Below are 22,097 nucleotides of genomic sequence, written 5' to 3'. Positions count from 1 at the left end.
CACGGAGTCCCGGAGACGGTCAATCGATCACCACGATCGGGGCCGCCACCCGGGACGCGGGCGCGCCCGCCCGGACGGTGTCCGCCGCCTCGTACAGCTCCGCCGGGCGGACCCCCGCGAAGGTCGCCGCCAGGTGCCCGTCCGGCCGTACGAGCAGCACGGTGTGCGCCGGCGCACCCGGATAGCTGTCCGCGACCAGCAGGTCGGTGCGGACCGGGAGGGCGCTCACCGCCGCGGCGAGGCGGGGCATCAGCCCGGCGCCGAGCCAGTGGCGCCGGTCCCAGACGCCGGTGCCCGGAGCGACCAGGACCACCAGCAGCCGGCCCAACCCCAGCAGGTCCCGCAGGGGGACGGTCGACCCGTCGGGGGCGGTCACCGGGACGTTCGCCACCGGACCGCCCGGTTCCGTGGCCGTCGGAACCTCTCGTACGGCGACCGGCGGGGCGTACGCGGGCTCCGCGCCCAGCGGTCCGCGCCCCAGGTGGCCGTCGGTGAGGAGGGACTCGGCGGAACGCGCGGCTCCGGGGAGATAGGTGCGCAGGCCGCCGCCGGCCCGCAGCGTCGGCATGGCCTGGTCGGCCGCGCGCAGCCGGGAGGCGACCGCGGTGCGCCGCTCGCCCTCGTAGCTGTCGAGCAGGGCCTCGGAGGCCCCCTGGTGCCAGGCCAGGGAGAGCTTCCACGCCAGGTTCTCGGCGTCCCGGAGCCCCTCCTCGACCCCCTGCGTACCGAGCGCGCCCAGCAGGTGCGCGGCGTCTCCGGCGAGGAAGGCGCGGCCGTCGCGCCAACGCCGGGCGAGGCGGTGGTGCAGGGTGTGGACGCCGGTGTCGATGAGGTCGTACGGGGGTGTCGTGCCGCCGCACCAGGCGGCGAGGGTGTCCCGGATCAGGGTCACCAGCGCGTCCGGGGTCACGAGCTCCCCGCGGGCCGGGAGCAGCCAGTCCAGCCGCCACACCCCGTCGGGCAGCGGGCGGGAGGTGACCTCCTGGGGCGGGCTGCGGTGCAGCAGGGCCTCGCCGGGCCAGGGCAGTTCGGTGCGCAGCGCGGCCACGGCGTGCCGTTCCACGGCGGTGCGGCCGGGGAAGCGGATGCCGAGCAGCTTGCGCACGGTGGAGCGGGCGCCGTCGCACCCGACCAGGTAACTCCCGCGCCACCACGTGGTCTCGGCGCCCCGGGTGTGCGCGGTGACGCCCTCGCCGTCCTGCTCCAGGGAATCCAGTCTGCTGTCGGTGACCAGCTGGACGAGCGGGTGGGCCGCGGCGGCGTCGCGCAGTCCGCGCGTCAGCGCGTGCTGCGGCAGGTGCAGCGGGGCCGGGTGGTCCTCGAAGGTGATCCGCTGGGCGGGCTGGCGCCGGCGCATGGTGCGCCAGGCGGCGAAGTACGCCCCCTCGTCGCGCAGCGTCGTACAGCCCAGCCGGTGCGCCATGGCCGCCGTGTCGGCGTGCAGGACGACGGTACGGGCCGGGCGGACCTCCTCCTTGCCGGGTCCTTCGTCGAGCAGGAGGGAGGGCACGCCCGCGCCCGCCAGGGCGAGGGACAGGGACAGCCCGACGGGCCCCGCGCCGACGACGATCACCGGGTCCATGGCGCGGCTCCCGATGTCCGGTATGTGATCACAGAACGTATGCAACCCACTGTAGGTGCCCGCGTCAAGTGACACCGGCCGGCACAACGCCGTGTGGTGCGGCGGATGAGTTCCGCCGCACCACACAGGCTACGCACTATGACTGACCGTATGTCAGACCCGGGGGGCCGGCCGAAGGGGCTCCGGCGTCAGGCTCCGGCCGCCGTGTTCGCGCCGGGGACCGGGTCGTCGATCTCGTCCACGCCGAGCACCGCGCCGGTGCTCTTCTTCGACTTCCGCAGACGGCGTTCCAGCCGGGAGGCGGAGGTGGTGAGGCCGAAGTTCACCACGATGTAGATCAGCGCGATCACGATGAGCGTGGGGATGGTGTTGCTGTAGTTGGCCGAGATCTGCCGGTTCGTGGAGAGCAGCTCCGCGAAGCCCAGCAGGGCGCCGCCGAGCGCGGTGTCCTTGAGGATCACCACGAGCTGGCTGACCAGGGCGGGCAGCATCGCCGTGACGGCCTGCGGGATCAGCACGTAGAACATCGTCTGGCCCTTGCGCATGCCGATCGCCTTGGCCGCGTCGGTCTGGCCGCGGGGCAGGGAGAGCACACCGGCCCGGACGATCTCGGCGATGACGGCCGAGTTGTAGAGGACCAGGCCCGTGACCACGGCCCAGAAGGGCCGGGTGTCGGAGGGGACGTCCAGGAACCGCGGCGCCATCAGCGCGTTGCCGAACAGCATCAGCATCAGCACCGGGATGGCACGGAAGAACTCGACCCACGCGCCGACCGGACCCCGCACCCACGCGTGGTCGGACAGCCGGCCGATGCCCAGCAGCGCGCCCAGCGGGAGGGCGATCACCATCGAGAGTGCCCCGGCCTTGAGGGTCTCCATCAGGCCGGGGATCAGGTACGTGGTCCAGACCCGGCTGTCGGTGACGAAGGGAGACCACTTGTCGGCATCGAGCTGGCCCTTCTCGCCCATGAGGGACAGCGCCCACCACAGGACGAGCCCGAACAGCACGACGAAGATCCCGCTGTAGATCCAGTTGCGCGCCTTGGCCTTGGGGCCGGGGGCGTCGTACAGCACGGAGGTCATCGCTTCACCGCCACTCGCTTGGCGACCCAGCCCAGCAGAAGACCGGTGGGCAGGGTCAGCAGGACGAAACCGAGGGCGAAGACCGCGAAGACCGCGAAGGTCGCCTGCGCCTCGTTCTCGAGCATTTCCTTCATCAGCAGGGCCGCCTCGGCCACGCCGATGGTCGCCGCCACCGTGGTGTTCTTGGTGAGCGCGATCAGTACGTTGGCGAGCGGTGCGATGACCGCCCGGAAGGCCTGGGGGAGCACGATCAGGGTGAGTACCTGGAAGAAGCTCAGCCCCAGTGCGCGGGCCGCCTCGGCCTGGCCCACGGGCACGGTGTTGATGCCGGAGCGCAGGGCCTCGCAGACGAAGGTGCCGGTGTAGGCGATCAGTCCGAGGACCGCGAGCCGGAAGCCGATCTCCTTGAACGTGCTGCCGCCCAGAGCAATGCGGAGGGTCTGGTTGAGTCCCAGCGAGCAGCCGATGACCAGCAAGGTCAGCGGGGTGTTGCGCACCAGGTTGACGTACGCGGTACCGAAGCCCCGCAGCAGCGGGACCGGGCTGACCCGCATCCCCGCCAGGACGGTGCCCCAGATCAGGGACCCGACCGCCGAGTAGAGGGTGAGCTGAACCGTCACCCAGAAGGCTCCGAGCACGTCGTACTGCCCGGAATCAAGAAAATCGAACACGATGCCCTGCGCTCTCCCCAGGATGGCCGGTGAGGTGCGCCGCCGCCCGCGGCAGGCGGGCGGCGACGCTCCTCACCGATGAATCAGCTGCCTTCGGTGATCTGCGGGGCAGGCTCGCTCTTGAAGTTGGCCGGGCCGAGGTTCGCGTCCACGGCCTTCTGCCAGCTGCCGTCCTCGACCATCTTCTTGAGCGCGTCGTTGATCTTGGTCTGGAGCTCCTTGTCGCCCTTCTTCAGACCGATGCCGTAGTTCTCGTTGCTCAGGCTCAGCCCGACCAGCTTGAACTTGCCCTTGTTCTTGTCCTGGGCCGCGTAGCCCGCCAGGATCGAGTTGTCCGTGGTCAGCGCGTCCACGGCCTTGTTCTCCAGGCCGGTCAGGCACTCGGAGTAGCCGCCCTGCTCCAGGAGGTCGGCCTCGGGCGCCAGCTTGGTCTTGACGTTCTGCGCCGAGGTGGAGCCGGTGACCGAGCAGAGCTTCTTCTTGTTCAGGTCCTCGGCCTTGGTGATGCTCGTGTCGTCGGCACGGACCAGCAGGTCCTGGTGCGCGAGGAAGTACGGGCCGGCGAAGTCGACCTTCTCCTTGCGCTTGTCGTTGATCGAGTACGTCGCGACGACGAACTTCACGTCGCCGTTCGCGATCAGGTTCTCGCGCTCGGCGCTGACGGCCTGCTTGAACTCGATCTGGTTCGGCTGGTAGCCGAGCTCCTTGGCGACGTAGGTCGCGACGTCGACGTCGAAGCCCGTGAACTTGCCGTCCGGGGTCTTCAGGCCCAGACCGGGCTGGTCGTACTTGATACCGACGACGATCTTGTCCTTGGCGCCGCCGGACGCACCGCCGTCACTGGCGGCGTCCTGCTTGCTGCCGCCACAGGCGGTCGCGGTCAGGGAAAGGGCGACGGCGACGGCCGCGGCCGCAGCGGCCTTGGAGATCTTCATGGTGAACTTCCCTCGGATGAGACGTTGTTGAACGACGAGCGACACTTACGGCGCACGTACGGCCGACAGGAGCCGATCCGGCGGTGATCCGCATACGGATCACTACCAGACGGAAACCTCAGTGATGCAGGATCTTCGACAGGAAGTCCTTGGCGCGGTCACTGCGCGGGTTGCTGAAGAACTGCTCGGGGGTGGCCTCTTCGACGATCTTGCCGTCGGCCATGAAGACGACCCGGTTGGCCGCAGAGCGGGCGAAGCCCATCTCGTGTGTGACGACCACCATGGTCATCCCCTCCCGGGCGAGCTGCTGCATGACCTCCAGCACCTCGTTGATCATTTCCGGGTCCAGGGCCGAGGTCGGCTCGTCGAAGAGCATCACCTTCGGCTCCATGGCCAGCGCCCGTGCGATCGCCACGCGCTGCTGCTGGCCGCCGGAGAGCTGCGCCGGGTACTTGTCGGCCTGCGAGCCGACGCCCACCCGCTCCAGCAGGGCCACCGCCTTCTCGTGGGCCTGGGCCTGGTCGGTCTTGCGGACCTTGAGCTGGCCCAGCATGACGTTCTGCAGCACCGTCTTGTGCGCGAAGAGGTTGAACGACTGGAAGACCATGCCGACGTCGGCGCGCAGCCGGGCGAGTTCCTTGCCCTCCGAGGGCAGTTCCTTGCCGTCGAGCGTGATGGTGCCCGAGTCGATGGTCTCCAGGCGGTTGATCGTCCGGCACAGCGTGGACTTGCCCGATCCCGAAGGACCGATCACCACGACCACCTCACCGCGGGCAATGCTCAGATCGATGTCCTGAAGCACGTGCAGCGCGCCGAAGTGCTTGTTGACGTTGCTCAGTACGACCAGGTCGTCTGCGGCACCGGCCGCGTCCTGCACGTCCTTGGTCACTGATACTCCGCTCATCGGCTTCTTGCTCCGTCCTCCTCGGTTGGGAGGACAGTAGTGACGTGACGCGCACAACGTCATCACATCTGAGGGAGAATTGAGCATAACGATCCGGCCTCTTCCGGATACGCTCCGTGCGCGACACCGGCGTGGTCGATCATGGACGCGTACCGGGTGCATAACGGAAGGCGCGCCGGAGCGGGCCCCCCTTGACGCGGGACTCCACATCGGCGTGGATGCATGGTGGCCCCGCGTGTGACCATGCCTGGTGACGCCCGCGCGAGAAGAGGAGAGGGGGACTACATGAGACTGCTGCTGGTCGAGGACGACGATCACGTCGCGGCAGCCCTGTCCGCGATCCTCGCCCGCCACGGTTTCCAGGTCACCCATGCCCGCAACGGCGAAGAGGCCCTGCACGCGCTCCTGCCCGGCGGCGCGCCGACCTGCGCACAGTCCTACGGCGTGATCCTGCTCGACCTCGGTCTGCCCGACCAGGACGGCTACGAGGTGTGCGGCAAGATCCGCAAGCGCACCGCCACACCCGTGATCATGGTGACTGCGCGGGCCGACGTACGCTCCCGCATCCACGGCCTGAACATGGGCGCCGACGACTACGTGGTCAAGCCCTACGACACCGGCGAACTCCTGGCCCGCATCCACGCCGTCGCCCGGCGCACCGGCGCCGCCGATGAGGCCGCCGCCCCCGGGACCGGTACGCCCGCCACCGTCCGGCTCGGCCCCGTCAGCATCGAGCTGCCCACCCGCCGGGTCAGCGTGGACGGCGCGGACGTACCGCTCACCCGCAAGGAATTCGACCTGCTGGCCCTGCTCGCGCAGCGGCCCGGCGTCGTCTTCCGCCGCGAGCAGATCATCAGCGAGGTGTGGCGCACGAGCTGGGAGGGGACCGGGCGCACCCTGGAGGTCCACGTCGCCTCGCTGCGCTCCAAGCTGCGCATGCCCGCCCTCATCGAGACCGTCCGAGGGGTGGGCTACCGGCTCGTCGCCCCGGCCGCTCCCTAGGGGCCCTCCGTCGTGCGTGCCCGTCTGCTCCCGCTGCTCGTCATCCTGATGGCGGGCACGCTGCTCGCCCTCGGCTTCCCGCTCGCGGTGAGCCTGGCCGCCGGGCAGCAGCAGCGGGTGGTGGTCGACCGGATCGACGACAGTGCCCGCTTCGCCGCCCTCGCGCAGTTCTTCATCGACGCCGAGGGCTCCGGATCCACCGGCGCCGACGAACGCCACGAGACCCTCGGGCTCGAACTCGCCCGCTACCAGACCCTGTACGGAATCCGCGCCGGCATCTTCTACCGCGACGACAACGCCATGGTCCGCTCCCCGGGCTGGTGGCAGCTCCCGGAGTCCGGCGAGGGGCGCCGGGCCTTCGAGGAGGCGCTGGCCGGGCGGCGCAGCCACGATCCCCCTCAGGTGTGGCCCTGGCAGACCCACGGCAAGCTCCTCGTCATCTCCCCGGTCGTCCTCGACGGCGACGTGGTCGCGGTCGTCGCCACCGAGTCGCCGACCGACCAGATGCGCGCCCGGATCCTGAAGGGCTGGCTGCTGATCGCGGGCGGGCTCGCCGCCGCCATGCTGGTCGCCTTCGGCGCCGCCCTCAGGCTCACCAGCTGGGTGCTCAAGCCCGTGCAGACCTTGGACGCCGCCGCCCACGGCATCGCCACCGGACGGATGAACTCGCGCGTCGCGGCCGCGGGCGGGCCCCCGGAACTCCAACGCCTGGCCCACTCCTTCAACGAGATGGCCGACAACGTCGAAGAGGTACTGGAACAGCAGCGGGCGTTCGTCGCCGATGCCTCCCACCAGCTGCGCAACCCGCTCGCGGCGCTGCTCCTGCGGATCGAGCTGCTCGCCCTCGAACTGCCCGAGGGCAACGAGGAGATCGCCTCCGTCCGCACCGAGGGCAAGCGCCTGACCCAGGTCCTGGACGACCTGCTGGACCTGGCGCTGGCCGAGCACGCCTCCGCCGAGATCAAACTGACCGACATCGGGGGGCTGACCGCCGAGCGGGTCGCCGCGTGGCGCCCGTACGCCGAGGAGAAGGGCGTACGGCTCACCGAGACGGGCCGGACCGCCATCACCGGCTGGGCCGACCCGATCGCCCTGTCCAGCGCGCTCGACGCCGTCATCGACAACGCCCTCAAGTTCACCCCCACGGGGGAGGAGGTCGAAGTGTCGGTCTCCTGCGCGGGGCGCTCCGTCCGCGTGGCCGTCGCCGACCACGGCCCCGGCCTCACCGAGGACGAGCTGCTCCGCGTCGGCGACCGGTTCTGGCGCAGCGGCCGCCACCAGAACATCAAGGGCTCCGGTCTCGGCCTGTCGATCTCGCGCGCCCTGCTCGCCGCGGGCGGCGGGTCCCTCTCCTACGAGAAGAACCCGCCGCACGGGCTGCGGGTGACCGTGGCCGTCCCGCGGACCGACCCCCAGGCCGGCTGAGGCCGAGTCCGGAAGCCTTCGGGAGCTTCGGCTACCAGGCGAGCGTGGTGCGGGCCGGGGCCGACTGCGCGTACAGCTCGTCGACCGCCCGGACCTCGAAGGCCGCCGTCCGCTCCCGACCGGCGCGCGGGACGGCGGGCAGGTGCAGGGCGGTGCCACAGGTGCCACCGAGGAAGCGGCGGGTGCCGTCGGGCAGGACCCGCCACACCTCGTAGTGGCGCGGCCGCCCGCCCGGGCCGGCCGCCGCCCGCCAGGACAGCCGCAGCCAGGCCCGGTCGTCCTGCCGGGCCGAGGCGTCCACGCTCAGGGCGGTGGGCGGGGCCGGGCGCCGGGTGCGGGGCTCGTCGTGTACCGACAGGGCGCCGATCCGCCACGCCACCGGCTTCCTTCCGCGCGCGGTGATCCGTACCGCCAGGCCGTACGCGGTTCTGCCCGTCAGCGACGCCAGCCCGGCCCGCGTCGTGCGCCAGCCCTGCCCGCTGTCCCGGCTCCCGGCCGCCAGCCACGTGTACGGGACCGGCTCGCCGGGACCGGACGGCTCGCGGACGGCCACGCCGAGCTCCACCGCGACCGGCTCCGGCCCGGCGGCGTGCACCAGCTCCAGGACGGACCGGCGGGTCAGCGGCAGCCGTGTGCAGTGCAGCCCGACGACCGCGGGCGCCGTCAGGGCGCCCTCGACCAGCAGGCTGGAACCGCCGCGCCAGGCGTTCGCGAAGTCCAGGGTGACGGCGGGGCGTTCCCCGGTGGTGTCCACCGCCCAGCGGCGGCCCGGGAGCCGGTCCTGGAGCCCGAGGTGGTTCCAGGGCGTCTCCGAGACGACCCTGCCGCCGTCGTACCAGCGCAGCCCGTGCCCGGTGTTGAAGGAGCAGGCGAAGGGGAGCCCGGTGACGGTGGACCGGTCGGCGACGGCCGTGGCGGGCGCCCGCCATCCGGCCTCGGGCACGGGCCGGCCCGGGTCGAGGGACTCGCCCGTCCAGAACCGGTCGTCGGCCCGGTGGAAGGCTTCGGGGGAGCGGTCGGTGAGGTGGTTGCGGGTCCACTCGGGCCGGTAGAAGCCGTAGCTGACGACGTGGTCGCGATCGCGCGGGACGATCGCGTCCCAGTCGACGGGGGAGTCCCAGCCGCGGGACTCGGTGTCCACGGCCGCCCACAGCTCGTGGCGGGAGCGGCCGAGCCGGTCGGCGAGCGCGGCCGAGGCGGCCAGGGTGTCCGGGGTCCAGCGGAAGTCCACGAACATCGTGTCCGAGACCTTCCCGGCCCGGTCCTCGAAGAACTCCTGGTTGAGCGCGTTGAGTGCGCCCTGCCAGCCCACCCGGCCGGTGGTGTTCATGGCGTCGTACCAGGTGATGCGCAGACCGTGGGGCTCGCCCGCCGCCCGCAGGGCGCGCAGGAACTCCCGCATCCGGGTGGCGAGCGCGCTGTCCCCGCCATCGGTCTCGGCGTTCACGAACCAGCCGTCGAACCCGTACGTCCGGGCCACCCGGACGAGCTTGTCCGCGATCGGGAAGCGGCCGAGGGAGTCGCGCTGCACCAGGTCGCGGGTCCACCGCAGGTCGCCGCCGTAGACGACGGGCGGCAGGAACACGTTGCCCAGCACCCGGACCCCGTTGCGGTGCGCGGCGTCGACCACGGGCGCGTTCGGGGCGAGCACGATCCCCTCGCCGGCGGAGCCGCCCCAGAAGACCAGCTCGTCGATGTACGCCCAGTGCGTGAGCGCGTAGTGGTCGGCGGTGGGGGAGCCCTGGGAGGGGTTCCCGGCCGTGGGCCCGAACGAGACGAGGGAGGAGATCCGGGCCCGGCCGGCGCGGGCGTCCCGGTTCGCCGGGACCGGCGTGAACCGCTCCGCCAGGGGAACGGTCGCGGTGTTGTGCGCCAGATCGGGATCGCTCTCGGGGGTCCACCGGGCGAGCGAGCGCCACACGATCCCGGGGCCGGGGGTCCCCGCCGGGAGGGAGTCCGGGAACCAGTACGAGGCGTACGGGGCCAGGTCGGCCGGCGTCGGTGCCGACGTCGGTGCCGACGCCGGTGCCGACGCCGGTGCCGGTGCGGACGCCGGGGCCCCCGGGGGTAAGGGCGCGGCGGCGGTGTCGGCGGCGGCCCGGGCGCGACCCGCCAGGCCCAGCAGCGCGGCGGCCCCCGCCCCGGTCACCAGCACCCTGCGCCGGGTCGGCCGTATCGCGGCGGGCGGCGGCGTACGCGGATCGACGCCGTTGTCGGTCTCGGGCATGCGGGGCTCCTCACGAGGGGATCGGTCAGGTCACGTCGTGCACGCGCAGCACCTCGGTGATGCCGCGCGCGGCCAGATGGGCCGGTTCTCCGGCCAGCTCCGCCAGGACCACCGCGGGCCGCACCCCCTGGGCCGTCAGCGCTGCCCAGGCTTCGAAGAACGCGCCGCCCGGGGCGCACACCGAGCGCCCCGGAGCCTCCTGCGCCCCGCCGACGTCCACGGCGAGCGCGGTGGACCGCGGTGCGGGGCGGTGCGCGCGGCCACGCCACTGCCCGGCGATCCGGGCGATGGCGGCGCCGGCCGGCTTGGTACGGCGGTCGTTGGTGAGCAGGCCGAGGCCGTACTCCAGCTCCGGGAAGTCCGCGAGCTCCCGGGACACGTCGTGCGAGCACCACCAGGTCACGCCCCACACGTCCGGGCAGTCCAGGGCGTTCGCGACGGTGGCCTCGGTGAAACGCGCCGCGCGTCCGGGCGGGACCAGCGGCGCCGGCGCGCCGACCTCCTGGAGCCAGACCGGGCGATGCGGGTCCAGGGCCCAGGCCTTGGAGAGCTCGATCAGGTACGCGGCATGGTGCTCGGTCGCCGACCCGCTCCCGCCGTGGCGCTGCGCGGTGCCGTTGAACACCCAGGAGTGCACGGCGGTGGCCGCGCCCAGCCGGGCCGCCTGGGCCGCGGTGAAGGGGTGCCCGTCCTGGTACCAGGCGGCGTCGTACTCGGCGTGCAGGTGCAGCCGCCCGGGAGCGCCCTCCTCGCAGGCGGCGAGCATCCGCTCCAGCCAGCGGGCGGCCTGGTCCCGGGTGATCCGGTCGGGGTCGGGGTGCGGGGCGCCGGAGAACTGGTTGATCTCGTTGCCGACCGTCATGCCCAGGAAGTTCGGCCGGTCGGCGAGGGCCGCGGCCAGCGTGCGCAGGTACTCCTCCTGCCCGGCGATCACGTCCGGGTCGGTGAAGATGCTGCGCCGGTGCCAGGTCCGGGTCCAGGCGGGCAGGAAGTCGAAGCTCGACAGGTGCCCCTGCAGGCCGTCCACATTGACGTCGAGCCCGCGCTCGGCGGCCGCATCGGCGAGGGCGACGAGCTGCTCCACGGCACGCGGCCGGATCAGCGTCCGGTTGGGCTGGAAGACCGGCCACAGCGGGAAGACGCGGATGTGGTCCAGCCCGAGCTCGGCGATCGAGTCGAGGTCGGCCCTGACCTCGTCGAGGTCGAAGTCCAGCCAGTGGTGGAACCAGCCGCGGGCCGGTGTGTAGTTGGCGCCGAAGCGGAGCGCGTGATCGGGCACAGGGCGTCCTGGAGTTCTGGGTGAATTCACCGGATGCGCCACAACCTGCCGGTGTCGATGGGGAAAGTCAACAGGGCCTTCCGGCCGTGTACTTATGCGCTTCAGTCCAGTTGACACAAGGGTTCTGTTCGGCGGAGCCTGAGTGTACTAATGCGCTTTAGTTGAGACCGGCAGCGGGGAAGTGCGGGAAATGGACAGTGGTATTTCGGTCACCCGGTCAGCACTCCGGCGCTGTTCACCGGGCCGCCCGGCCCGCCGCCCGGATCGCCCGCCCGGGTGGTCCGCATCCGGATCCGCACGGACCGTCCGGCCGGCCCGCTGCACGTCACCGTGCACGGCCCGGGCCTCGGCACCCCGCCCCCGCAGATCCCGCGCGCGGACCCCACCGCGGACACCGGCACCGCGGTCGAGGTGACCGCTCCGCGCACGGTGGAGCCCGGCTGCGACCCCACCGGATCCGGGACCTGCCGGTCCTGGTGCACCCCGGGTCACCGGCGAACCGGCCCGGGCCGTCGCCGCATCCGGCCGTCCGGAGACCGCCGGGCAGCCGGCCGGGGTGGCCGCGCACGAAGCTCCGTACGCGCAGCGCACCGTCGGTGACCGTGCCCGGTCCGGGGACCACCGGACGGGCGTGCAGGCAGCCTGTCAGGGCAGGATCGCGTACGGTCCGGCCATTGCCATCCGTATTCCGCCGCGCGTGACGCACCCGAAGGACGAATGAGGCAGGCCATGGCCCGCAGACCCACGATCAAGGACATCGCCCGGCAGGCCGGGGTGTCGGAGAGCGCCGTCTCCTTCGCGCTCAACGACCGGCCGGGCGTCTCGCAGGACACGCGGGCCCGGATCCGCCGCGTCGCCGAGGAACTCGGCTGGCAGCCCAACAGCGCCGCCCGCGCCCTGTCCGGCGAACGCTCCGGGGCCGTCGGCCTGGTCCTCGCCCGGCCCGCGCACACGCTCGGCGTCGAGTCCTTCTTCCTCCAGCTCGTCTCCGGCATCCAGGAGGTCCTCTCCGCCGCCCGGACCGCCCTGCTGTTCCAGGTCGTGGAGGACATGGACGCCGAGTGCGCGGTCTACCGCCGCTGGTGGGCGGAGCGGCGGGTGGACGGCGTGCTCGTGGTCGACCCGCGTACGAGCGACCCGCGACCGGCGCTCCTGGAGGGACTGGCCCTGCCCGCGGTCACCATCGGCGAGTCCGGGACCCCGGGCGCCGACACGGGCGGGGCCGGACTCTGCGCCACCCTCTCCTCGGTCCGGGCCGACGACGCCGGCGCCATGGCCCAGGTCCTGGACCACCTCCACGGGCTGGGCCACCGCCGGATCGTGCACATCGCCGGGCTGCCCGGCCTCGCTCACACGGTCCGCCGGATGGACTCCCTGCGGACCGAGGCCGCCCGCCGCGGGCTCGGCCCGGACCAGGTGCGTTCGGTGGTCACCGACTACTCCGACGCCGAGGGCGCGGCGGCCACCCGCCGGGTCCTCGCCGAGCCGCAGCCACCCACCGCGCTCATCTACGACAACGACGTGATGGCCGTCGCCGGGAGCGCGGTCGCCGCCGAGCTGGGCATCCCCGTACCGGGCCGGCTGTCCATCGTGGCCTGGGACGATTCCGCGCTCTGCCGGGTCACCCACCCCCGGCTCACCGCCCTCGTGCGGGACACCGCAGGCTTCGGCCGGCTGGCCGCCGGGGAACTCCTCGCCGTCCTCGCGGGCAGCCCACCCGGTGTCCGGATCAGCGAGCATCCGCGACTGGAGCCTCGCGAGAGCACGGCGCCGCCCCCGGCGCATACTGAATCCTGAACCCTCCCTGGAGCCGCCATCGTGATCATTCCCACCGCCCCCTTCCCCGCACCGCGGGCCGCCGCACGGGCCTCCGGCCCGACGGTGGCGATCGACATCGGCGGTACGAAGATCGCCGGTGCGCTGGTGCACCCCGACGGGACGATGACGGCCACCACCCGCCGCCCGACCCCGCGCGGGGTGGACGCCGACGGCGTCATGGCGGCGGTCGCCGAGGTCGTCGCCGATCTGTCCGAATCGCCGCTGTGGGCCTCGGCCGTCCGCTGCGGGATCGGCAGCGCGGGCCCGGTGGACGCCTCCCGGGGCACGGTCAGCCCGGTCAACATCGGGGCGTGGCGGGAGTTCCCGGTCCAGGAGCGGGTCGTGGCGGAACTCGCGGCGCGCGGAGCCGACCTGCCGACCGTGCTGGCCGGTGACGGGGTCGCGATGACGGCCGCCGAGCACTGGCTGGGCGCGGCCCGCGGCCATGCGAACGCGCTGTGCATGGTGGTCTCCACGGGCGTCGGCGGCGGCCTGATCCTGAACAACCAGCTCCACCCCGGCCCCACGGGCAACGCCGGACACATCGGCCACATCAGCGTGGCCTTCGACGGCGAACCGTGCGTGTGCGGCGGCCACGGCTGCGTCGAGTCGATCGCCTCCGGTACGGCGATCGCCCGCTGGGCCCGGGAACAGGGCTGGACCCCTTCCGGCACCGCGGGGAGCGTGCGCGACGCCACGGCGGCGGGCGTGGCCGCTGCCGCCGCCGAGGGGGACCCGATCGCGCTGGCCGCCTTCGACCGGGCGGGCCGGGCCCTGGCCGCCGCCATCGCGGCCACCGGGACCCTCGTGGAAACGGACATCGCGGTCATCGGCGGTGGGGTGGCGTCCGCCGGGGACACCCTCTTCGCCCCGATCCGCAGACACCTCGCGGCCTACGCCACGCTCTCCTTCGTCAAGGACATCCAGGTGGTGCCGGCGATGCTGGGCACCCACGCGGGGCTGATCGGCGCGGCCGCGGCGGCGACCATGCTGCTGCCCTCGCCCTCGTGAACCCGGTGAAACCCCGGGCGCAGGCCCTGGGAGACCCCGGAGCCCTGCGAGCCCTGGGAGCACTCGCCGCCCGCGGAGTCTTCAGGGCTTGACGGACCGGTAGTACCGGCGCGCGCCCTCGTGCAGCTCCAGGGGGTCGGTGTAGATCGCCGTCCGCAGGTCCACCAGCTGCGCCGCGTGCACCTCGTGCCCGACGCGGTCGCGGCTGAGGATCACCGTCCGCGTCAGCTGCTCGACGAGCTCGCGGTCCGTACCGGCCGTGGTGACCAGCAGGTTCGGCACGGCCAGGGTCGCCACCGAGCTGGTGTTGCGCGCCCGCGCGTACGCGTCCTGCGGCATGACCGCCGTCCGGTAGTAGCGCGCCGGGCTGCCGCTCTCCTGCAGCTGTTCCACCAGGTCGCCGAGCTGCACGAGCCGGATGTCGAACCGCTCCGACAGCTCGCGCACCGCATTGGTCGGCAGGCCGCCGGACCAGAAGAAGGCGTCGATCCGGCCGGCCTCCAGCTCACCGGGCATGGTGTCGATGCCTATGGACACCGGAGTCACGTCCAGCACCGGGTCGATCTTGGCCGCCGTCAGCAGCCGCTCGGCGACGAGGCGCACGCCGGACCCCGGCTGGCCGATGGCCACCCGCTTGCCGCGCAGGTCACGGGCCGACTGCACCGGGGATCCCGCCGGGACCACCAGTTGCACGTAGTCGTCGTAGAGCCGTGCGCACCCCTGCAGCCGGTCGGCGCCGGGCTTCCCGTCGAGCCGGTACTTGGCGACCGCGTCCGCCGTCGCCACCGTGAAGTCCGCCTCACCGGTGGCCAGCCGCTTCAGGTTCTCCTGCGAGCCCTCGCTGGTCTGCAGCCGTACGTCCACCCCGGGCATGTCCCGCCCGAGCGCCTGCTCCAGCAGCTGCCCGTACCGGTGGTAGACGCCGGTGCGCGCGCCCGTGCTGATGGTCAGCTCGCCGTGCAGTTCGGACGGCCCAAAGGGTTTCAGCCACCAGGTCAGGACGCCGAGCACGGCGAGTACGGCCACCAGGACCCGCAGGGCGTGGCGCCTGCTGATCCGGGGCGGTACGAGAGGCATGGCCGAGATCCTGCCACCCGGCCGCCGTCCTGTCACGGCGCGGCCCGTCCGGGGCTCCCGAGCGGAGCCTCACCAGCAGCGTGCGGGCGGCGGGGTTGTGCGGTCCGTCCCTTCACCAGGCCAGAACGACGCGCCCGTTCAGCCCTGGATTTGGTGATCCGCACCGCGCACAGTCCGACGTCGTTGCCGCTGCCGCTGCCGCCGTCTCCGGTCCGCGGGGTGGCTGCCTGCTCCGCCCCGGAGGGCGCCACCGCCATCCCCGGAGCCCGCGCGGCCAACGGACCGGTGCGGCGGGCGCCGCCGCCTCGAAGTCCACCCGCGGGGCGCATCCCGCCTGCGCGCACGCCCGTTCCGGCACCCCCGCGCAGCCCCGTCCCGCGCGGCAGGCCGATCCGGGCCGGCCCGCGCTCCCGCGGTTCGCGGCGGCGGTGGTCACCAGCGGGCCGTCCGCCCGGACCGCCGCGAGCAGGGGCTCGTCCAGGACCAGCTGCAAGGAGATGCCCGCCGGCGGCTCACGGCGCAGGCCGACCACCCAGATCCGGCTCCCCGCGCAGCAGCGCGGCCGGCATCCGCTCCCAGGTGTCCACGAACAGTGCGATCTCCACACCGGGGTGCTCGTCGTGGAAGTCCCCGAGCACCTCCATCACGTCGAGCGCGCCCTCCGTTGCGCCGGCCGCCCCCTGGGACCAGCCCGACGGGCCCCGCCCGCGCAGCAGGCCGGAGAACTCCTCGGCCGCGCGGCGTACGGCCTCCACCGCCGCCGGCGCGGCCCGCGCGGCCCGCGCGGAGGAGAGCCGCGCCCGGCTCCCGCTCCCGCCGCCCGATCCGTGCGCTCAACCCGGGCTGTGACACGTGCAGCCTCGCCCCGGCGCGGGGGAAGCCGCCCCCCTCCACCACGGCCACGAAGTGGCGCAGCCGAGCCAGTTCCAGAAACCCGGCTTCCAGATCTCGGAAGCACCCGCTCTTGCACTTGTGCCGGACGCCGGCTCGACCCCGAAGCCAAGAGCCGATCAGCACCCCGACCCACGCCCGCCCCGCCGCGAGCCGGCCGACGTACCGGACGCCCTCGCCCCGGACCGGTGGGATGACCGACCGGCCCCGCGAGCTCGCCGCGCTGCTCCGCGAGAACGCCGGCCACCCCTGGAAACCGCCCGCCGCCGGCCCCACCGGAGTCTTCGCCCACGACGTGGTCCACGGCCTCGACATCACCGTCGCCGTCGGCCACGAGCGAGGCGTGGACCTGACCGGCATCCAGCTGCGCGCACAGGACCTGGACTGGCCCCACGGCGAGGGAACCCGGCTGAACGCGTGCGCCTCGACCTGCTGCTCGTCCTCTTCGGCCGCCGCCTGCCCGAGGGTCGGCTGAACGGGGGACCGGAGGGCCACCGGGTACCGCCTACCCTTATTGCATGACCAGCAGCGACCGGAGCCAGGCAGTGGACGTGAAGCGAAGCTACGAGGTGCGCACCTACGGGTGCCAGATGAACGTGCACGACTCGGAGCGGCTCTCCGGTCTGCTGGAGGACGCCGGCTACGTCCGGGCGCCCGAGGGCGCCGACGGCGACGCCGACGTCGTGGTCTTCAACACCTGCGCGGTCCGCGAGAACGCCGACAACAAGCTGTACGGCAACCTCGGCCGGCTGGCCCCGATGAAGACGAAGCGCCCCGGCATGCAGATCGCCGTCGGCGGCTGCCTCGCGCAGAAGGACCGCGACACGATCGTCAAGAGGGCCCCCTGGGTCGACGTCGTCTTCGGTACGCACAACATCGGCAAGCTCCCCGTGCTGCTGGAGCGCGCCCGCATCCAGGAGGAGGCGCAGGTCGAGATCGCCGAGTCGCTGGAAGCCTTCCCCTCCACGCTCCCGACCCGCCGCGAGTCCGCGTACGCCGCCTGGGTCTCGATCTCCGTCGGCTGCAACAACACCTGCACCTTCTGTATCGTCCCGGCCCTGCGCGGCAAGGAAGAGGACCGCCGGCCTGGCGACATCCTCGCCGAGGTGGAAGCCCTGGTCGCCGAGGGCGTCTCGGAGATCACCCTGCTCGGCCAGAACGTGAACGCCTACGGCTCGGACCTGGGCGACCGCGAGGCCTTCAGCAAGCTGCTGCGCGCCTGCGGCCGGATCGAGGGCCTGGAGCGGGTCCGCTTCACCTCCCCGCACCCGCGCGACTTCACGGACGACGTGATCGCGGCCATGGCCGAGACCCCGAACGTGATGCCGCAGCTGCACATGCCGCTGCAGTCCGGCTCCGACCCGATCCTTAAGGCGATGCGCCGCTCGTACCGGCAGGAGCGCTTCCTCGGCATCATCGAGAAGGTCCGCGCCGCGATCCCGCACGCCGCGATCTCCACCGACATCATCGTGGGCTTCCCCGGTGAGACGGAGGAGGACTTCCAGCAGACGATGCACACCGTGCGCGAGGCCCGCTTCGCGAACGCCTTCACCTTCCAGTACTCCAAGCGGCCCGGCACCCCCGCCGCCGACATGGACGGGCAGATCCCCAAGGAGGTCGTGCAGGAACGCTACATGCGCCTGGTCGCCCTCCAGGAGGAGATCTCCTGGGAGGAGAACAAGAAGCAGGTCGGCCGCACGCTGGAGGTCATGGTCGCCGAGGGCGAGGGCCGCAAGGACGGCGCCACGCACCGCCTCTCCGGCCGTGCGCCCGACAACCGCCTGGTCCACTTCACGAAGCCGGAGGCGGAGGTCCGGCCCGGCGACGTGGTCACCGTGGACATCACCTACGCGGCCCCGCACCACCTGCTGGCCGAGGGCCCGACGCCGACCGTGCGCCGCACGCGCGCCGGCGACGCCTGGGAGAAGCGCAACGCGGCCCCGGCGCAGCCGGCCGGCGTCATGCTGGGCATCCCGACGCTGGGCGTTCCGGCGCCCCTCCCGGCCGCAGTGGCCGGCTGCTCGGCCCCCTAGGGCCTGACCTGGGTGCGGGGGCGCGCCGGTGCACGTCCCGCCCCCGCGGTACGTCCGGCTAGGCTGCGGATCATGCTCGTAGCCGCTGCCGTCTGTCCCGCCCCGCCGCTGCTCGTGCCGGAGGTCGCCGCGGGGGCCGCCGCCGAACTCGGCGACGCCCGTACCGCCTGCTCCGACGCGCTGGCGGTGCTCGCCGCGTCCCGGCCCGACCTGCTGGTGGTGGTCGGCGCCGCCGACCGGGACCACCGCGGGTCCTACCCGCAGGGTGCCCGCGGTGGGTTCCGCGGATTCGGCGTCGCGAGCGACGTACAGCTCGGGGAGGGCGAGGAGGGGCCGCGGCTGCTGCCCGCCTCGCTCGCCGTGGGCGCCTGGCTGCTCGGCCACGCGCGGTGGGGCTCGGCCCCGGTCGAGGGGCTCGGGGTCGAGGAGCCGCTGGACACCGCGCGCTGCCTGGAGACCGGCCGGGAACTGGGCGCGCGCGCCGCCCGGGTGGCGCTGCTCGTGATGGGTGACGGCAGCGCCCGGCGGACCGTCAAGGCCCCCGGCTACCTCGACGAACGCGCCGCCGCCTTCGACGCGGCCGCCGCCCGCGCGCTGGGCGCCGCCGACGTGGCCGCGCTGGCCTCGCTGGACGCCGGTCTCGCGGCCGAGCTCCAGGCCGCCGGACGGGCGCCCTGGCAGGTGCTGGCCGGGGCCGCGGAGGGCGCGGAGCTGGCAGGGCGTCTGCTCTACGAGGACGCACCGTACGGCGTGGGGTACTTCGTGGCCGCCTGGTCGTAGCCGAGGGGTCGTAGGCCGGGTCGTGGCCACCGCCTCTTGGGACGCGGTCGCAGGGCCGCCCGGGGGACCCCGGAAACCCCGAAGGGGCGCGGGACCGGCATCAGCTGGTCCCGCGCCCCTTCCGGGACCGCCTCAGGAGGCGGCCGGCGGCGTCGGCCCGCCGGGGGTGTCCTTGTGCGCGATCTTGCCCAGGGCGTCCTTCGCCTTGCCCGTGCCGCTCGTGATCCGGTCGCTGTACTTGCCGTGGGTCTTGGAGTCCACGGCCTTCGCCACCTTGTCCAGACCCTCGGCGATCCTGCCCTCGTTCTTCTGGGCGAGGTCCTCGACCTTGTCCTTCGCGGGCCCGAGCTTGGCCTTCAGATTGTCCAGCAGGCCCATGGGTCACCTTCCGTTGGCGGTCGCTACGTGCGGGCGCCCTCGCCGGTCTCGCTGTCCGCGGCCACCGGGGCCGACTGCTGCTTCGGAATGTCCACGGCTTCCACCGCCTGAGCCTCCGCAACAACAGGCTCGGCCGGGTCGGCCGCACCGGACTCCGCCGTCAGGTCCGCCGCCGCGACCTCCTCGGTCACGACCTGGTCCTTACGACGAAAAAACCGATCAAAAACGCCCATGTCTACTCCCGTAACGTTACTCGTGTGAGCGAAGTTCCGCCCTGGCCGGACCGGCCTGCGCCGGGCGTACGCAGGGCGTATGTCCGGCCGGAACCTCGCCAGGGCAACGACCCCGACCCCACTCCGTCACGTAGCTCGATCGGGTACATGGCAGCGTCTTGACCAGGGGCTGCGAGACTGGGGCAGTGAGGAAAGCAGCCCCCGCCCCGCGGGTCATCGCCGTCGTCGGTCCCACCGCGGCAGGAAAGTCCGACCTGGGCGTCGCCCTGGCCCGCCATTTCGACGGCGAAGTCGTCAACGCCGACTCCATGCAGCTGTACCGGGGGATGGACATCGGCACCGCCAAACTGACGACCGGGGAACGCGGCGGCGTCCCGCACCACCTCCTCGACATCTGGGACGTCACCGACACCGCCAACGTCGCCGACTACCAGCGGCTGGCCCGCCTGGAGATCGACAAACTGCTCGCCGAGGGCCGCACCCCCGTCCTCGTGGGCGGATCCGGCCTGTACGTCCGCGGCGCCCTGGACGTCATGGAGTTCCCCGGCACCGACCCCGAGGTCCGCGCCCGGCTGGAGGAGGAGGCCACGCTGCGGGGCCCCGGCGCCCTGCACGCCCGCCTCGCCGCCGCCGACCCGGCCGCGGCCCGGGCCATCCTGCCCAGCAACGGCCGCCGCATCGTCCGCGCGCTGGAGGTCATCGAGATCACCGGCCGACCCTTCACCGCCAACCTGCCCGGCCACGAGTCCGTCTACGACACCGTGCAGATCGGCGTCGACGTGGCCCGGCCGGAGCTCGACGAGCGGATCGCCCTGCGGGTGGACCGGATGTGGGAGGACGGGCTGGTGGACGAGGTCCGCACGCTGGAGGCCCGCGGGCTGCGCGACGGAATCACCGCCTCCAGGGCGCTCGGCTACCAGCAGGTGCTGGCCGCGCTCGCCGGCGAGTGCACCGAGGACGAGGCCCGGGCCGAGACCGTCCGCGCGACCAAGCGGTTCGCCCGCCGTCAGGACTCCTGGTTCCGCCGCGACCCGCGGGTCCACTGGCTCAGCGGGGCCGCCACCGACCGGGGGGAACTCCCCGGACTCGCGCAGTCGTTGGTCGAACGAGCGGTCACAGCCTGATCACGTGATGGCCACGGGACGCCTCACGCGCCAGTAGCGGGGCCGAGGGCGTGCCATCATCAAACTCCAGCGGGTGCGATCACCTGCGATGAACGGCGGCGTACTGAGTCCGAGTGGGGAGGGCGCGTGGCGATGGAGGCCGGCCCTCGCGACACCGGGCGGGACGACACCCGGAGAGAAGCGGATCCGATGCTTCTGGACGGGACGGACGGTCCCGCCGGACTCGGGCTGCCCGCCGACCCGGCGCGACTGACCCCCGACGGCCCGGACGCCCCGGACTCCGCCGAGGCGGAGGCCGCCGCCGGACCCGAGTTCGAGGTGGAACTGCGTCCGCAGCGCCGCCTGCGCCTGTGGCAGATCGCCCCCATCGTCATGCTCGCCGCCACCGGTTCGCTGATGTTCGCCTTCCCGCTCGCCTTCGAGTTCGGCGACGGCGGAGCCGTGGTCGCCATGCTCGGCTTCCTCATCAGCTGCTGCGCCGGAGGCTGGGGAATGATGGCCGCCCGCCGGGTCGGCTACACCTGGCCCGGCCTCCCGGCGCGCGGGAGCGGCCGCCGCCCGGACTGGCGCCTGGCCGCGCTGTACGCCGTGGTCGCACTGGCCGTCGTAGGTCTCGCCGTGTACCGGGTGGCCCGGCTCCGCTGACCGCCCCTCGGACGGCTCGACCCCTCTGAGCAGGGGCTGGGTACGATGGGCGGGTGACGCAGACCACCCTCTCCTTCCTCAAGGGCCACGGCACCGAGAACGACTTCGTGATCGTCCCGGACCCGGACAACGCCATCGAGCTGCCCGCGGCCGCCGTCGCGAAGCTGTGCGACCGGCGGGCCGGCATCGGCGCCGACGGCGTCCTGCACGTCGTCCGGTCCGCCGCGCACCCGGAGGCCGCGCACCTGGCCGACGAGGCGGAGTGGTTCATGGACTACCGCAACAGCGACGGCTCCATCGCCGAGATGTGCGGCAACGGCGTGCGCGTCTTCGCCCGCTACCTCCAGTACGCCGGACACGTCGAGCCCGGTGACCTCGCCGTCGCCACCCGCGGCGGCGTCAAGCGGGTGCACCTCGACAAGGGGGGCGACGTCACGGTCTCCATGGGCCGCGCCGTGCTGCCCGAGGGCGAGGTCACGGTCAGCGTCGGAGAGCGGAGCTGGCCCGCGCGCAACGTGAACATGGGGAACCCGCACGCCGTGGCGTTCGTCGAGAGCCTCGACGACGCCGGGAACCTCTTCACCGCCCCGCCGTTCAGCCCGGCGTCCGCCTACCCGACGGGTGTCAACGTCGAGTTCGTCGTCGACCACGGTCCCCGGCACGTCGCCATGCGCGTCCACGAGCGCGGCTCCGGCGAGACCCGCTCCTGCGGCACCGGCGCCTGCGCCGTCGCCGTCGCCGCCATCCGCCGCGACGGCGCGGACCCGGCCGCCACCGGGGACGCGGTCGCGTACACCGTCGACCTCCCCGGCGGAACCCTGATCATCACCGAACACCCCGACGGGCAGATCGACATGACCGGACCGGCCGTGATCGTGGCCGCGGGCGAGTTCGACACGGCCTGGCTCACCGAAACGGCTTTCGGCTGAAGCTTCCCTCTAATGGGTGATCCGTTTCACGCTGAGCGAGAGGTGGACTGCGCCACGTGGTGGGGTCGGTA

General features: G+C 73.0%; 21 protein-coding genes and 1 pseudogene. 10 read left to right on the top strand and 12 right to left on the bottom strand.

All coding sequences use genetic code 11. From position 1 onward, the window contains the following. Nucleotides 1–19: 19 nt before the first annotated feature. The 5 genes from ACGFZK_RS26955 to ACGFZK_RS26935 all read right to left on the bottom strand — a co-directional run bounded on the left by ACGFZK_RS26955 (nt 20) and on the right by ACGFZK_RS26935 (nt 5,174). Nucleotides 20–1,582, bottom strand: coding sequence for an FAD-dependent oxidoreductase (locus ACGFZK_RS26955; RefSeq protein WP_393851435.1), 1,563 nt, complete (start codon nt 1,580–1,582; stop codon nt 20–22). Between the two features lie 188 nt (nt 1,583–1,770). After that, nucleotides 1,771–2,664, bottom strand: coding sequence for an amino acid ABC transporter permease (locus ACGFZK_RS26950; RefSeq protein WP_393851434.1), 894 nt, complete (start codon nt 2,662–2,664; stop codon nt 1,771–1,773). Further along, nucleotides 2,661–3,335 carry an amino acid ABC transporter permease gene (locus tag ACGFZK_RS26945; protein WP_362391035.1) on the bottom strand — a complete coding sequence of 225 codons (675 nt, stop codon included), beginning with the start codon at nt 3,333–3,335 and terminating at the stop codon, nt 2,661–2,663. Before ACGFZK_RS26945 ends, ACGFZK_RS26950 begins: the two co-directional genes overlap by 4 nt. 83 nt (nt 3,336–3,418) lie before the next feature. Next, a complete protein-coding gene (locus ACGFZK_RS26940; protein ID WP_393851433.1) occupies nt 3,419–4,270 on the bottom strand; it encodes a glutamate ABC transporter substrate-binding protein in 852 nt (283 codons plus the stop codon). A gap of 118 nt (nt 4,271–4,388) precedes the next feature. Then, the gene (locus ACGFZK_RS26935; protein ID WP_393851432.1) at nt 4,389–5,174 is read right to left on the bottom strand and encodes an amino acid ABC transporter ATP-binding protein; all 786 of its coding nucleotides are present in this window, start codon (nt 5,172–5,174) and stop codon (nt 4,389–4,391) included. 285 nt (nt 5,175–5,459) lie between these two features. Here ACGFZK_RS26935 and ACGFZK_RS26930 point away from each other — a divergent pair, with 285 nt between their 5' ends. Then, nucleotides 5,460–6,176 carry a response regulator transcription factor gene (locus ACGFZK_RS26930; protein WP_393851431.1) on the top strand — a complete coding sequence of 239 codons (717 nt, stop codon included), beginning with the start codon at nt 5,460–5,462 and terminating at the stop codon, nt 6,174–6,176. 12 nt (nt 6,177–6,188) lie between these two features. Further along, the gene (locus ACGFZK_RS26925) at nt 6,189–7,601 is read left to right on the top strand and encodes an ATP-binding protein (RefSeq protein WP_393851430.1); all 1,413 of its coding nucleotides are present in this window, start codon (nt 6,189–6,191) and stop codon (nt 7,599–7,601) included. 31 nt (nt 7,602–7,632) lie between these two features. Here ACGFZK_RS26925 and ACGFZK_RS26920 read toward each other — a convergent pair whose 3' ends face one another. After that, nucleotides 7,633–9,828, bottom strand: a complete 2,196-nt coding sequence (locus tag ACGFZK_RS26920) for an endo-beta-N-acetylglucosaminidase (protein ID WP_393851429.1) — start codon at nt 9,826–9,828, stop codon at nt 7,633–7,635. Between the two features lie 25 nt (nt 9,829–9,853). After that, on the bottom strand, nt 9,854–11,107 hold the full coding sequence (locus tag ACGFZK_RS26915) for a glycosyl hydrolase (RefSeq protein ID WP_393851428.1): 1,254 nt from the start codon (nt 11,105–11,107) through the stop codon (nt 9,854–9,856). Nucleotides 11,108–11,836: 729 nt separating this feature from the next. Here ACGFZK_RS26915 and ACGFZK_RS26910 point away from each other — a divergent pair. Both ACGFZK_RS26910 and ACGFZK_RS26905 read left to right on the top strand, forming a co-directional pair. After that, nucleotides 11,837–12,904 (top strand): LacI family DNA-binding transcriptional regulator, encoded by a 1,068-nt coding sequence (locus ACGFZK_RS26910; RefSeq protein WP_393851427.1) that lies wholly within the window; start codon nt 11,837–11,839, stop codon nt 12,902–12,904. A 27-nt stretch (nt 12,905–12,931) separates the two neighbouring features. Then, complete coding sequence (locus tag ACGFZK_RS26905; protein ID WP_393851462.1) at nt 12,932–13,936, top strand: ROK family protein; 1,005 nt, start codon at nt 12,932–12,934, stop codon at nt 13,934–13,936. An 81-nt stretch (nt 13,937–14,017) separates the two neighbouring features. Here ACGFZK_RS26905 and ACGFZK_RS26900 read toward each other — a convergent pair whose 3' ends face one another. The 3 genes and pseudogenes from ACGFZK_RS26900 to ACGFZK_RS26890 all read right to left on the bottom strand — a co-directional run. Further along, entirely contained in the window at nt 14,018–15,013 is a 996-nt protein-coding gene (locus ACGFZK_RS26900; protein ID WP_393851426.1) for a TAXI family TRAP transporter solute-binding subunit, read from the bottom strand. Nucleotides 15,014–15,525: 512 nt separating this feature from the next. Beyond that, on the bottom strand, nt 15,526–15,768 hold the full coding sequence (locus ACGFZK_RS26895; RefSeq protein ID WP_393851465.1) for a hypothetical protein: 243 nt from the start codon (nt 15,766–15,768) through the stop codon (nt 15,526–15,528). 85 nt (nt 15,769–15,853) lie between these two features. Next, nucleotides 15,854–15,907 (bottom strand): annotated as a pseudogene (locus ACGFZK_RS26890) (hypothetical protein); the annotation flags it as partial. 190 nt (nt 15,908–16,097) lie between these two features. Here ACGFZK_RS26890 and ACGFZK_RS26885 point away from each other — a divergent pair. From ACGFZK_RS26885 to ACGFZK_RS26875, 3 genes are all read left to right on the top strand, one after another. Continuing rightward, nucleotides 16,098–16,379: a hypothetical protein gene (locus ACGFZK_RS26885; protein WP_393851425.1), complete on the top strand. Its 282-nt coding sequence runs from the start codon at nt 16,098–16,100 to the stop codon at nt 16,377–16,379. Nucleotides 16,380–16,422: 43 nt separating this feature from the next. Further along, entirely contained in the window at nt 16,423–17,937 is a 1,515-nt protein-coding gene (gene miaB / locus ACGFZK_RS26880) for a tRNA (N6-isopentenyl adenosine(37)-C2)-methylthiotransferase MiaB (protein WP_393851424.1), read from the top strand. Between the two features lie 72 nt (nt 17,938–18,009). Next, entirely contained in the window at nt 18,010–18,717 is a 708-nt protein-coding gene (locus tag ACGFZK_RS26875; RefSeq protein WP_393851423.1) for a hypothetical protein, read from the top strand. Between the two features lie 132 nt (nt 18,718–18,849). Here ACGFZK_RS26875 and ACGFZK_RS26870 read toward each other — a convergent pair whose 3' ends face one another. Next, nucleotides 18,850–19,095, bottom strand: a complete 246-nt coding sequence (locus tag ACGFZK_RS26870; RefSeq protein WP_393851422.1) for an antitoxin — start codon at nt 19,093–19,095, stop codon at nt 18,850–18,852. A 23-nt stretch (nt 19,096–19,118) separates the two neighbouring features. Beyond that, nucleotides 19,119–19,286, bottom strand: a complete 168-nt coding sequence (locus ACGFZK_RS26865) for a gliding motility protein (RefSeq protein ID WP_393851421.1) — start codon at nt 19,284–19,286, stop codon at nt 19,119–19,121. Nucleotides 19,287–19,513: 227 nt separating this feature from the next. On the opposite strand from ACGFZK_RS26865, the gene miaA reads away from it, so the two are divergent. From miaA to dapF, 3 genes are all read left to right on the top strand, one after another. Then, nucleotides 19,514–20,452, top strand: coding sequence for a tRNA (adenosine(37)-N6)-dimethylallyltransferase MiaA (gene miaA / locus ACGFZK_RS26860; RefSeq protein ID WP_393851420.1), 939 nt, complete (start codon nt 19,514–19,516; stop codon nt 20,450–20,452). A gap of 132 nt (nt 20,453–20,584) precedes the next feature. Continuing rightward, the gene (locus tag ACGFZK_RS26855) at nt 20,585–21,097 is read left to right on the top strand and encodes a hypothetical protein (protein WP_393851461.1); all 513 of its coding nucleotides are present in this window, start codon (nt 20,585–20,587) and stop codon (nt 21,095–21,097) included. Nucleotides 21,098–21,150: 53 nt separating this feature from the next. Beyond that, nucleotides 21,151–22,026: a diaminopimelate epimerase gene (gene dapF, locus ACGFZK_RS26850; RefSeq protein ID WP_393851419.1), complete on the top strand. Its 876-nt coding sequence runs from the start codon at nt 21,151–21,153 to the stop codon at nt 22,024–22,026. The last annotated feature ends 71 nt before the right edge of the window (nt 22,027–22,097 follow it).

Origin of the sequence: Streptomyces sp. NPDC048257 (genome assembly GCF_043201855.1) — a bacterium.
Taxonomy (GTDB): domain Bacteria; phylum Actinomycetota; class Actinomycetes; order Streptomycetales; family Streptomycetaceae; genus Streptomyces.
The sequence above is the reverse complement of the archived record's forward strand: the minus strand, read 5'-3'. Positions and strand labels throughout refer to the sequence as shown.